General features: G+C 71.7%; 9 protein-coding genes and 1 riboswitch. Of the genes, 3 read left to right on the forward strand and 6 right to left on the reverse strand.

Features of this window, described 5'->3' with window-relative positions:
* The coding region (locus HY68_RS00765; RefSeq protein WP_041983381.1) for a GNAT family N-acetyltransferase at positions 1–2,117 on the reverse strand (2,117 nt) is incomplete at its 3' end.
* Between the two features lie 142 nt (positions 2,118–2,259).
* Here HY68_RS00765 and HY68_RS00770 point away from each other — a divergent pair.
* Positions 2,260–2,541 carry an HPr family phosphocarrier protein gene (locus HY68_RS00770; protein WP_041994926.1) on the forward strand — a complete coding sequence of 94 codons (282 nt, stop codon included), beginning with the start codon at positions 2,260–2,262 and terminating at the stop codon, positions 2,539–2,541.
* 106 nt (positions 2,542–2,647) lie between these two features.
* Here the strand turns inward: HY68_RS00770 and HY68_RS00775 are convergent, their stop codons facing one another.
* From HY68_RS00775 to HY68_RS00785, 3 genes are all read right to left on the reverse strand, one after another.
* Positions 2,648–3,424, reverse strand: a complete 777-nt coding sequence (locus HY68_RS00775; protein ID WP_041983383.1) for a M23 family metallopeptidase — start codon at positions 3,422–3,424, stop codon at positions 2,648–2,650.
* Positions 3,425–3,436: 12 nt separating this feature from the next.
* Positions 3,437–3,599, reverse strand: a riboswitch (cyclic di-AMP (ydaO/yuaA leader).
* A gap of 193 nt (positions 3,600–3,792) precedes the next feature.
* Positions 3,793–5,160 (reverse strand): pitrilysin family protein, encoded by a 1,368-nt coding sequence (locus HY68_RS00780; RefSeq protein WP_198533372.1) that lies wholly within the window; start codon positions 5,158–5,160, stop codon positions 3,793–3,795.
* A gap of 17 nt (positions 5,161–5,177) precedes the next feature.
* Positions 5,178–6,542 (reverse strand): pitrilysin family protein, encoded by a 1,365-nt coding sequence (locus HY68_RS00785; protein ID WP_198533373.1) that lies wholly within the window; start codon positions 6,540–6,542, stop codon positions 5,178–5,180.
* 189 nt (positions 6,543–6,731) lie between these two features.
* On the opposite strand from HY68_RS00785, the gene HY68_RS00790 reads away from it, so the two are divergent.
* A complete protein-coding gene (locus HY68_RS00790; protein WP_041983391.1) occupies positions 6,732–9,182 on the forward strand; it encodes a DNA topoisomerase IV subunit A in 2,451 nt (816 codons plus the stop codon).
* A 6-nt stretch (positions 9,183–9,188) separates the two neighbouring features.
* On the opposite strand, the gene HY68_RS00795 is transcribed toward HY68_RS00790, so the two are convergent.
* Entirely contained in the window at positions 9,189–10,265 is a 1,077-nt protein-coding gene (locus HY68_RS00795; protein WP_041983393.1) for a GTP-binding protein, read from the reverse strand.
* Between the two features lie 26 nt (positions 10,266–10,291).
* Positions 10,292–11,458 carry a citrate synthase/methylcitrate synthase gene (locus HY68_RS00800; RefSeq protein ID WP_041983394.1) on the reverse strand — a complete coding sequence of 389 codons (1,167 nt, stop codon included), beginning with the start codon at positions 11,456–11,458 and terminating at the stop codon, positions 10,292–10,294.
* Positions 11,459–11,588: 130 nt separating this feature from the next.
* Here HY68_RS00800 and HY68_RS00805 point away from each other — a divergent pair.
* The coding region (locus tag HY68_RS00805; protein ID WP_241778446.1) for a citrate synthase at positions 11,589–12,002 on the forward strand (414 nt) is incomplete at its 3' end.

Below are 12,002 nucleotides of genomic sequence, written 5' to 3' on the forward strand. Positions count from 1 at the left end.
GGCCGTACGGCGATGCCGTAGTGGCCGAGCAGCGCACGCGAGTCGGCCGCCGACAGGGCGATTCCCCGGGTGTCGGGAGCCGCGCCGAGCAGCCGGGTGATGAGGGCGGCGGCCTCGCCCTCGGCGATGTTCTCGTACTCCGGGACCCGCCCCACGGCTGCGGCCTCCCGCCGCCACTGCGCGTACTTGACGGCTTCGCCGAGCGCCCGTACGGCCCGCTCGGCGGCGGGATAGGCGGGGATCCGCCGGCCGGGAGCGGTGGAGTCGGGCGCTCCCAGGGCGTCGGCCAGACCCTCGATCTCCACATGGACCACGGCCACCGGTTTCGCGGGGGCTTCGGGGGCCGCTTCGCGCAGGGCCGCCGCCAGGGCGGGGCCGTCGGCCGGGTGTGCGGTGCCGTCGTCGGCGACGACGCCCGGGATCGCCGTCACCACGACCGCGTCGCAGGCCGGGTCGACGACGGCCGTGGCCAGCGCGGCGCGGAAGACCTCGGGGGTGGCCGCAGTCGTCAGGTCCAGCGGCGGCAGCGGGCGCAGCCCCGCTGCGAGGCAGGCGTCGTAGGTGAGCAGGCCGAGAGACTCGGAGTTGCCGAGGATCGCCACGCGCGGCCCGGCGGGCAGCGGCTGTCCCGCGAGCAGCAGTCCGGCGTCCACCATCTCGGTCACGGTGTCGACGCGGATGACGCCGGCCTGCCGCATCAGGGCCGAGACCGTGCCCTCCGGGATCCGGCTGACCGGGACGGCGTGGCCGGGCGGCTCGCTGCCGGTGTGCCGGGCGCCCTTGACGACGACGACCGGTTTCGTGGCGGCCATCCGGCGGGCGAGCCGGGTGAACTTGCGCGGGTTGCCGAGCGATTCGAGGTACATCAGGACCACATCGGTCTCCGGGTCCTCGTACCAGTACTGCAGGAACTCGTTGCCCGAGACGTCGGCGCGGTTGCCCGCCGAGACGAAGGACGAGAGGCCGGCGCCGCGCCGGTGGAGGCCGGAGAGCAGGGCGATGCCGATCGCGCCCGACTGGGTGAAGAGCCCGATGCGGCCGCGGTGCGGCGACTGCGGTGTGAGGGAGGCGTTCAGCCGTACGTCGGCCGCGGTGTTGATGATCCCGAAGGCGTTGGGGCCGATGAGCCGCATCCCGTACGAGCGGGCCTGCCGCAGCAGGGCGCGCTGGCGCTCCCTGCCCCGGTCGCCGCTCTCGGCGTATCCGGCGGAGAGCACGACCACGCCCCGCACGCCGTGCGCGCCGCAGTCGGCGACGGCGTCCGGCACCCGGTCGGCGGGTACGGCGATGACGGCCAGGTCGACCGGGCCTTCGACGGCGGCGACCGAGCGCAGGGCGGGTACGCCGTCCAGCTCGCCCTCGTCGTCGGCGAAGGCGCTGTTGACCGCGTACGTACGGCCGGTGAAGCCGGCGCCGAGGAGGTTGCGCAGGACCGTGCGGCCGACGCCGCCGGGGGTCCGGCTGGTGCCGACGACGGCAACGGATCCGGGGGCCAGCAGCCGCTGCACCGAGCGCGCCTCGGCCCGCTGCTCACGGCCGCGCTGCACGGCCAGCGACTCGGCGGTGGGTTCGAGGTCGAGGGTGAGGCGTACGGCGCCGTCCTCGAAGCTGCGCTTCTGGGTGAATCCGGCGTCCCGGAACACCTTGATCATCTTGTTGTTGGCGGGCAGCACCTCGGCGGCGAAGCGCCGGATGCCGCGCTCGCGTGCGACCGCCGCGATGTGTTCGAGCAGTGCGGAGGCGACGCCGCGCCCCTGGTGGGCGTCCTGGACGAGGAAGGCGACCTCCGCCTCGTCGGCGGGCGCCGAGGCCGAGCGGCCCAGCTCGTCGATCCGGTCGTAGCGGACGGTCGCGATGAAGTCGCCGCCCACGGTGACGGCGAGTCCGACCCGGTCCACGTAGTCGTGGTGGGTGAACCGGTGCACGTCCTTGTCGGAGAGCCGGGGGTACGGCGCGAAGAAGCGGTAGTACTTGGACTCGTCGGAGACCTGCTCGTAGAAGCTCACCAGCCGTTCGGCGTCGTCGGCGGTGATGGGCCTGATCCGCGCGGTGCCTCCGTCGCGCAGCACGACGTCTGCTTCCCAGTGATCGGGGTACGCGTGATCCGACGGCGTCATACGTCAAGCCTATGGCCTGACCCGCGGCGTTCGCAGCGGTCGCGGCCGGTGGCGGGGCGGGGCACCCTGGGGCGGCAGAACCGTTTTGGCCGCACATGAGACACTGGTCTAGACAACCTCTTGAGACTTGAAGGGCAACACCATGGCTGAGCGCCGCGTCAACGTCGGCTGGGCCGAGGGCCTGCACGCCCGCCCCGCATCCATCTTCGTCCGCGCCGCCACGGCCTCCGGCGTCCCCGTCACGATCGCGAAGGAAGGCGGCAGCCCGGTCAACGCCGCGTCCATGCTGGCCGTGCTGGGACTCGGTGCGCAGGGCGGCGAGGAGGTCGTGCTCGCTTCCGACGCCGACGGCGCCGACGCCGCGCTGGACCGGCTGTCGAAGCTGGTGGCCGAGGGACTGGACGAGCTTCCCGAGACGGTCTGACCCGCCCGGCGCGTCCGAAGCGTCCGTAGCCAAGCGGCGGTGAACCCCGGATCCGGGGTTCACCGCCGCTTGGCTGTCCGCGTGGGCCCGCGGGTGGCCGCCGATGTCAGACGTGCACGCCGTGCTTGCGCAGATACGCCAGCGGGTCGACGTCCGTGCCGTACGCCTGGCCGGTCCTCGCCTCGAAGTGCAGATGCGGTCCGGTGGCGTTGCCCGTCGCCCCCGAGAGGGCGATCCGCTCCCCCGGCGTGACGGACTGGCCGACCGTCACCCGGATCGAGGAGAGATGGCCGTACTGCGTGTACATGCCGTCGCGCATCCGGATCACCACGTTGTTGCCGTAAGCGCCGCCCCAGCCCGCCTCCACGACGGTGCCGGCGCCGACGGCGACCACCTCGGTGCCCGTGGCGGCGTGGAAGTCGATGCCGGTGTGGCTGCCGGACGACCACAGCGCCCCGCCGCTCTCGTACCCGGTGCTCACGTACGAGTGCGCGACCGGCGTCCGGAAGGCGTTCAGCCGCTTGCGCGCGGCGGCGCGCGCGGCGCGCTGCCTGGCCTCGCGCACCTCTTGGGCGCGCGCCTCGGCCTTCCGCTTCGCCTCCGCCCTGGCCTCGGCGACCCGCTTCGCCTGCTCGGCGGCGGCCCGCTGGGCCGTCGCCTGGGCGGCGATCGTGTCGCTTATCGAATCGCCGATGACGATGGCCTGGGTGGTGCTGCTGCCCTGTCCTGCGGCCGGGCCCTCGGGCTCGGCGGCGAGCGCCTGGGAGGACAGTGCTCCGACGACTCCGCTGACGGTGAGCGTCGCGACGCCCGCCACGCTCATGCTCCTGCGGGTGGGACGTCTGCGGGCACGGTGCTTCCCGGTGGGACGGGTGAACGCCATGGAGTGGCTGATCCTTTCCTTCCTTCTCGCCTACCGGGTTAGCTGACGGGTTCGGAGCAGGAAGGTCTCCTACGGGCACCTCCGCACGGCCGGCGAAGGCATCCGATTCACCCCAGGGACATGGGTCCCCGGCTCCCCAGGCTCGCGCCTGACGGGGACTCGGCGATGGCTGCCCGATGCCGCGGACGCGGCTGGTGACTGGCGGACAGCCCGACCGACGCTAAGCGGGCGGACTTCGCATCACCAAAACCGCGCGGGCATTTGTAGCGCACACCACAGGGCAGAGCGGGCAAAAGGGAGAACCCCGGCCACCCGCACCGGGGTTCTCCCCTGAGGTCCTGCCGCTCGGATCGGCCCTTACGGACGGATCAGCCCGCGACGACCGTCACATCGCCGATACCGAGAGCCGTGACCGGCTCCTTGATCTGCGCGGCGTCACCGACGAGCACCGTGACGAGCCGGTCGACCGGGAACGCGTTGACGGCAGCGGCCGTCGCCTCGACCGTGCCCGTCTCGGCCAGCCGCGCGTACAACTGCGCCTGGAAGTCGTCCGGGAGATGCTGCTCGACCTGGTCGGCCAGCGTCCCGGCGACCGAGGCGGCCGTCTCGTACTTCAGCGGGGCGACCCCGACCAGGTTCTGCACGGCGACGTCCCGCTCGGCCTCGGTGAGACCGTCCGCCGCGAGGGTGCGCAGCACCGTCCAGAGGTCCTCCAGCGCCGGGCCGGTGGACTCCGTGTCCACCGAACCGCTGATGGCGAGCATCGCGGCGCCCGTGCCGTCGGCGGCCGAGCGCAGCACCTGGCCGAACGCCCGTACGCCGTACGTGTAGCCCTTCTCCTCACGCAGCACCCGGTCGAGCCGGGAGGTGAGCGTGCCGCCCAGGCAGTACGTGCCGAGCACCTGGGCCGGCCAGACGCGGTCGTGCCGGTCGGCGCCGATGCGGCCGATCAGCAACTGCGTCTGTACGGCGCCCGGTCGGTCCACGATCACGACGCGGCCCGTGTCGTCGGCGGTGATCGCGGGCACCGGGCGCGGCTCTGCCGTGTTGCCCGTCCAGTCGCCGAGGCTGTCGGCGAGCACCTGGTCCAGATCGACGCCGGTGAGATCGCCGACGACCACGGCGGTCGCCGTGGCCGGACGGACGTACGCGTCGTAGAAGGCGCGCACGCCCGCCGCGTCGATCCGCTCGACCGTCTCCTCGGTGCCCTGGCGCGGCCGGGACATCCGCAGGGACGCCGGGAACAGCTCCTTGGAGAGCTGCTTGGCGGCGCGGCGGCCCGGGTTGGCCGTCTCGTGCGGGATCTCGTCGAGGCGGTTGCGCACCAGCCGCTCGATCTCGCTGTCCGCGAAGGCGGGGGCGCGCAGCGCCTCCGCGACCAGGCCGAGCGCCTTGGGCAGCCGGGAGACCGGCACTTCGAGGGAGACCCGGACGCCGGGGTGGTCGGCGTGCGCGTCGAGCGTGGCGCCGCAGCGCTCCAGCTCGGCGGCGAACTCCTCGGCCGAGTGCTTGTCGGTGCCCTCGGACAGGGCGCGCGCCATGATCGTGGCGATGCCGTCGAGCCCTTCCGGCTCGGCGTCGAGGGGGGCGTCGAGACAGATCTCGACGGCCACCACCTGCTGTCCCGGGCGGTGACAGCGCAGCACCGTCAGACCGTTGGCCAGGGCGCCCCGTTCGGGCGCGGGGAAGGCCCAGGGCCTGGCCTCGCCGGCCGTCGGCCGCGGGTGGAACTCCATGGTCGCGGCAGCCTCGGTCACTTGTCCGCCCCTTCGTGCTCGGTCTCTTCGGTGGCCGCTTCGTCAGCAGGCTCTTCGGCGGCGAGCGGTTCGTACACCAGGACCGCCCTGTTGTCGGGGCGCAGTCGCGCGGCGGCGACGGCCTTCACCTCGGCTGCCGTGATGTCCAGGACCCGGGTCACCGCGGTCAGGGCCAGCTGCGGGTCGCCGAACAGCACGGCGTACCTGCACAGTTCGTCGGCGCGGCCGGCGACCGTACCGAGCCGGTCCAGCCACTCGCGCTCCAGCTGCGCCTGCGCGCGCTCCATCTCCTCGTCGGTCGGGCCCTCCTCGGCGAGGCGGGCCAGCTCCTCGTCGACGGCGGACTCGATCTGCGGGATCTCCACGCCGCCCGACGTCTTGACGTCCAGCCAGCCGAGCGAGGGCGCGCCGGCGAGACGCAGCAGGCCGAAGCCCGCCGCCACGGCCGTACGGTCCCTGCGGACCAGGCGGTTGTGCAGCCGGGACGACTCGCCGCCGCCGAGGACGGTGAGCGCCAGGTCGGCGGCGTCGCACTCGCGCGTGCCGTCCTGCGGCAGCCGGTAGGCGGCCATCAGCGCACGGGCCGGCACCTCTTCCTGGATCTCCTCGCGCAGCTGCTCGCCGATGATGTCGGGGAGCGTGCCGTCACGCGGCGGCTTCTTGCCGTCGTGCGAGGGGATCGAGCCGAAGTACTTCTCGACCCAGGCCAGCGTCTGCGCCGGGTCGATGTCACCGACGACCGACAGCACCGCGTTGTTGGGCGCGTAGTTCGTACGGAAGAACGCGCGGGCGTCGTCGAGCGTCGCCGCGTCCAGGTCGGCCATCGAGCCGATCGGGGTGTGGTGGTACGGGTGGCCCTCGGGGTAGGAGAGCGCGGTCAGCCGCTCGAAGGCCGTGCCGTACGGCACGTTGTCGTACCGCTGGCGGCGTTCGTTCTTGACGACGTCGCGCTGGTTCTCCATCGACTCGTCGTCGAGCGCGGTGAGCAGCGAGCCCATCCGGTCGGCCTCCAGCCAGAGCGCGAGCTCCAGCTGGTGCGTGGGCATGGTCTCGAAATAGTTGGTGCGCTCGAAGCTGGTGGTGCCGTTCAGCGAGCCGCCGGCGCCCTGGACCAGTTCGAAGTGGCCGTTACCCTTCACCTGTGCGGAGCCCTGGAACATCAGGTGCTCGAAGAGGTGGGCGAGTCCGGTACGGCCCTTGACCTCGTGTCGGGAGCCGACGTCGTACCAGAGGCAGACAGCGGCGACCGGGGTGAGGTGGTCCTCGGAGAGCACCACGCGCAGGCCGTTGGCCAGCCGGTGCTCCGTCGCTGTCAGGCCGCCGGAGCCGGCCTGCGCTGTGGCCGTGTGACCCATGGGCATGTACGTCCCTTCGATGGCGAGGTGGAGAACTGCTGCCACTGTATGCAAGCGTGCTGACAGCTGGCGAAGTTCCCGCGTAACGGGCCCGGGCGACGGGTCGGGGTCCGTGATGTCAGTGGCACGGTCCACAATGGTCCGCGTCAGTTCAAGAACAAGCCGTACAGGACCTGTGAAGGAGCCGCAGCAGCGATGGCCCGCCGCAGCACGAAGACCCCGCCGCCGGAGGACTTCGAGGAGAAGATCCTCGACATCGACGTGGTCGATGAAATGCAGGGCTCCTTCCTTGAGTACGCGTACTCGGTGATCTACTCCCGGGCCCTGCCCGACGCGCGTGACGGCATGAAGCCGGTGCACCGCCGCATCGTCTACCAGATGAACGAGATGGGGCTGCGCCCCGACCGCGGCTATGTGAAGTGCGCCCGTGTCGTCGGCGAGGTCATGGGCAAGCTGCATCCGCACGGGGACGCGTCGATCTACGACGCGCTCGTCCGGATGGCACAGCCGTTCTCGATGCGGCTGCCCCTGGTCGACGGGCACGGCAACTTCGGCTCGCTCGGCAACGACGACCCGCCGGCCGCCATGCGGTACACCGAGTGCCGGATGGCCGACGCGACGTCGCTGATGACGGAGTCGATCGACGAGGACACCGTCGATTTCGAGCCGAATTACGACGGCCAGGAGCGGGAGCCGATCACGCTTCCCGCCGCCTACCCGAACCTCCTGGTGAACGGGGCGACGGGGATCGCGGTCGGGATGGCGACGAACATGCCGCCGCACAACCTGGGCGAAGTGGTGGCCGCCGCCCGCCATCTGATCCGGCATCCGGCCGCCGACCTGGAAACGCTGATGCGTTTCATCCCCGGCCCCGACCTGCCCACCGGTGGCCGGATCGTCGGCCTCGGCGGGATCAAGGACGCGTACGCGAACGGCCGCGGCACGTTCAAGATCCGCGCGACGGTCGCGATCGAGGACGTCACGGCGCGCCGCAAGGGCCTGGTCGTCACGGAACTGCCGTTCACGGTCGGTCCGGAGAAGGTGATCGCCAAGATCAAGGATCTGGTCTCGGCCAAGAAGCTCCAGGGCATCGCCGACGTCAAGGACCTCACCGACCGCTCGCACGGGCTGCGTCTCGTCATCGAGGTCAAGAACGGCTTCGTCCCCGAGGCGGTGCTGGAGCAGCTGTACAAGCTGACGCCGATGGAGGAGTCCTTCGGCATCAACAACGTGGCCCTGGTGGACGGCCAGCCGCTGACGCTGGGTCTCAAGGAGCTCCTTGAGGTCTATCTGGACCACCGGTTCACCGTGGTGCGCCGGCGCAGCGAGTTCCGCAGGACGAAGCGGCGTGACCGGCTGCATCTGGTCGAGGGGCTGCTGGTCGCGCTCATCGACATCGACGAGGTCATCCGGCTCATCCGGTCGAGCGACAACTCGGCGCAGGCCAAGGAGCGGCTGATCGAGCGCTTCTCCCTGACCGACATCCAGACGCAGTACATCCTGGACACGCCGCTGCGCCGGCTCACCCGGTTCGACCGGATCGAGCTGGAGAGCGAGCGCGACCGGCTCAACGGCGAGATCGACGAGCTGACCGGGATCCTGGAGTCGGACAGCGAGCTGCGCAAGCTGGTCTCGGCCGAACTGGCCGTGGTGGCGAAGAAGTTCGGCACCCCGCGCCGTACGGTCCTGCTGGAGTCCGGCGCTTCGGTCGCCGCCGCCGTGCCGCTCGAAGTCGCCGACGACCCGTGCCGGGTGCTGCTGTCGTCCACGGGCCTGCTGGCCCGTACGGTCAACGGCGAGCCGCTGGAGGGCGGTGACGGCAGGCGGGTCAAGCACGACGTGATCATCTCGGCCGTACCGGCGACGGCGCGCGGCGATGTCGGAGCCGTGACATCGGCGGGCCGGCTGCTGCGGATCTCGGTGATCGACCTGCCGCAGCTCCCGGACACGGCGTCGGCGCCGAACCTCTCGGGCGGGGCGCCGATCGCGGAGTTCCTGGCGCTGGAGGCCGACGAGGACCTGATCTGTCTGACCACGCTGGACGAGTCGTCCCCGGGGCTGGCGCTGGGCACCCGGCAGGGTGTCGTCAAGCGGGTCGTCCCCGACTACCCGGCCAACAAGGACGAGTTGGAGGTCATCTCCCTCAAGGAGGGGGACCGCGTGGTGGGCGGCGCCGAGCTGCGTACCGGCGAGGAGGACCTGGTCTTCATCACCTCGGACGCCCAGTTGCTGCGCTACCAATCGGCGCAGGTGCGTCCGCAGGGCCGCGCCGCCGGGGGTATGGCGGGCATCAAGCTGGCGGAGGGCGCGTCGGTGATCTCGTTCACCGCGGTGGATCCCGCGGCCGAAGCGGTGGTCTTCACCGTCACGGGCTCCGAGGGCACGCTCGACGACTCGGTGCGTACGGCCAAGCTCACCCCGTTCGACCAGTACCCCCGCAAGGGCAGGGCGACCGGCGGGGTGCGCTGCCACCGGTTCCTCAAGGGCGAGGAGCTGCTGGTCCTCGCCTGGGCGGGCGCGAGCCCGGCCCGCGCGGCGAAGAAGAACGGCACACCGGTGGAGCTGCCGGAGCCGGACCCGCGCAGGGACGGCTCGGGCCAGCCGCTGGAGACGACGGTCGAGGTGCTGGCGGGCCCGGCGCACTGACCGGTTCTAGGGCGTCTCGGTGACGTCCCGTACGTAGCGCAGGACGCCCCACATGCCGTGTTCGTCGGCGGGGGCGTCCTGTGCGTCCTGTGGCGCCAGGTTCCGGCACGCCTCCAACTCCTTGAGCAGGGCGTCCCGGTCGATGCCCGCGCCGATCAGTACGAGCTGGGTGAGCCGCCGCTCGGCGGCTTGCCAGGGTTCCGGCGTGAAGCGCAGGAAGCGGCCGACGGCGTGCAGGGCGTAGCGGTGGTCCGGGTCGGCGGCGCCGAAGTCGGCGAACCCCTTGATGCGGTACAGCCCTTCGGGCCGCTCGTCGAGGAACGCCATCAGCCGGCGCGGGTCCAGCGGCTCGGCCGAGACGAACTCCACGCTGTCGTAGGCGGCGTGGAGGTGATCGTCGTGGCCCCCGTCGCCGGCGGCTGTGCCTTCCCCGGACTCCTCGGCCCGCAGGTCGTCGAAGGAGAGCTGCCCCACGGTCCGCGCGCCCGGCCTGCGGTCGAAGAGGACGTCGGGATCGACGCGCCCGTGCGACGCGGCGACGACCGGGGTGCCGGGGCTCAGTCCGGCGAGGACGCCGAGGATCCGCTCCCGCTCGGCCGGTTCCGTACGGTCGGTCTTGTTGAGCACGACGAGGTCGGCGACGGCGAGATGCCGGTCCGTCTCGGGGTGCCGCGCCCTGGTCGCCTCGAACTCGGCGGCGTCCACGACCTCGACCAGTCCCCCGTAGCCGACGCGCGGGTTCTCTCCGGCGAGGACCATGCGGACGAGTTCCTGCGGTTCGGCGAGCCCGCTGGCCTCCACGACGATGACGTCGATGGCCAGTTCGGGGCGGGCGAGCCGGTCGAGATAGCCGTCCAGCTCACTGGCGTCCACGGCGCAGCACAGACATCCGTCGCCGAGGGAGACCATCGAGTCGACCTGCCCGGCGACGGTCAGGGCGTCGATCTCGATGGCACCGAAGTCGTTGACGACGACCCCGATCCGGGTGCCCCGGCTCTGCGTCAGCAGATGGTTGAGGAGGGTCGTCTTCCCCGAGCCGAGGAATCCGGCGAGGATGACGACGGGGATGGCTTTCCTGGTCACGCCGCCTGATCGTAATGCCTTCCCGCTCAGCCGGCGGCGGGCACCGGCTGCGGCGGGGGCGGGCCCGTGTAGCGGGCCGCCGGGCGGATGATCTTGGTGTCGGCCGCCTGTTCGAGGACGTTGGCGCTCCAGCCGACCACCCGGGCGGCGGCGAAGGTCGGGGTGAACATCTCGCGCGGCAGACCGCACAGCTCCATGACGACCCCGGCGTAGAACTCCACGTTGGTGTGCAGCTCCCGGCCCGGCTTGAGTTCGGCGAGTACGGCCTCGACGCCCGCCTCGACCTGCACGGCGAAGTCGACCCGTGGTCCGCCGAACTTCTCGGCGATCCCGCGCAGCATGCGCGAGCGCGGGTCCTCGGTGCGGTAGACGGCGTGGCCGAAGCCCATGATCCGGTCGCCCGCGAGCACCCGCTCCCTGATCCAGGGATCGATACGGTCGGGCGTCCCGATGGCGTCGAGCGTGTCCAGCGCGCGGCTCGGCGCCCCGCCGTGCAGCGGTCCGGAGAACGCGCCGATGCCGCCGACCAGGGCGGCCGCCAGGTCGGCGCCGGTCGAGGCGATCACCCGCGCGGCGAAGGTGGACGCGTTGAATCCGTGGTCGATCGTGGAGATCAGATACTGCTCGACCGCGCGCGCCCGCTCGGGCTCCGGTTCCGTGCCGGTCAGCATGTACAGATAGTTCGCCGCGTACGGCAGATCCTCGCGCGGCTCCACCGGTTCGAGGCCGTGGCCCAGCCGGTACAGCGCGGTGAGCAGCGTCGGGACGACGGCGCACACGGCGAGGGCGTCCTCGCGCCTGCGCTCCGGGTCTATGTCGTACAGCGGGCTCAGCCCCGCCGAAGCGCCGAAGAGCGAGAGCGCGGTGCGCAGCCCGGCGAGCGGTCCCGAGCGGGCGCAGAGGCGGGCGACCGCGGGCAGCACGTCCCGTACGTCGTCGGGCAGCCGGCGCAGCGCCGCCGTCCGGGCGGTGAAGGCCGCGCGAGCGGCGCTGTCCGGCAGCTCCCCCTCGAACATCAGATGCCAGACGTCCTCGAAATCCCGGGTCTGTGCCAGCTCGACCGCGGAGTACTGGCGGTAGTGGTAGAAGCCCTCGCGGCCCCTGACGTCGCCGAGCGCGGTCTCGGTGACGACGACGCCCGCGAGTCCGCGCGGTACGTCGGGCACCGGGGTCTCGGTCCCGTTTGCCGGCATGGTGTGCCTCCCTGCTAGATCCCTGGCTGCGTGTGTTCCTGGCTGCTGCGTTCCTGACTTGATTCAACTGTCCATGCTTGACTAGATCACTGTCAACATTGATTGAATCAACATGTGTACGGTGGGGACCATGAGCGACGCCATGGACGACGAAGCGGGCGAGAGCACGCGCGGGGAACGGCGGCTGACCACCCGCGAAGCGGCCGATCTCCTCGGTGTGAAGCCGGAGACGGTCTACGCGTACGTCAGCCGCGGCCAGCTCACCAGCCGTCGTGACCCCGGTGGCCGGGGCAGCACCTTCGACGCCGCGGAGGTGGACGCGCTCGTCCGCAGAGGGCGCAGGGAGTCCGCCACGGGCGGCGGCGATCCCGTCCCGCGGATCCGTACGGGCATCACGCTGATCGAGGGCGACCGCTACTACTACCGGGGTGTGGACGCGACGGAACTCGCCCGCGCGTTCCGCTACGAGGAGATCGCCGACTGGCTCTGGACGGGTTCGCTCGATCCCGGCGTACGGTTCACCGCGCCCGCCGAGGCGCTGGCA

It is taken from the genome of Streptomyces sp. AcH 505, assembly GCF_000818175.1.
Lineage (GTDB): Bacteria > Actinomycetota > Actinomycetes > Streptomycetales > Streptomycetaceae > Streptomyces.

What these genes read in the sequence shown, in the direction of transcription:
- HY68_RS00785 (WP_198533373.1), bottom strand. Translation starts at nt 6,542, where the DNA reads ATGCCCATGGGTCACACGGCCACAGCGCAGGCCGGCTCCGGCGGCCTG.
- HY68_RS00790 (WP_041983391.1), top strand. Translation starts at nt 6,732, where the DNA reads ATGGCCCGCCGCAGCACGAAGACCCCGCCGCCGGAGGACTTCGAGGAG.
- HY68_RS00780 (WP_198533372.1), bottom strand. Translation starts at nt 5,160, where the DNA reads ATGGAGTTCCACCCGCGGCCGACGGCCGGCGAGGCCAGGCCCTGGGCC.
- HY68_RS00770 (WP_041994926.1), top strand. Translation starts at nt 2,260, where the DNA reads ATGGCTGAGCGCCGCGTCAACGTCGGCTGGGCCGAGGGCCTGCACGCC.
- HY68_RS00800 (WP_041983394.1), bottom strand. Translation starts at nt 11,458, where the DNA reads ATGCCGGCAAACGGGACCGAGACCCCGGTGCCCGACGTACCGCGCGGA.
- HY68_RS00775 (WP_041983383.1), bottom strand. Translation starts at nt 3,424, where the DNA reads ATGGCGTTCACCCGTCCCACCGGGAAGCACCGTGCCCGCAGACGTCCC.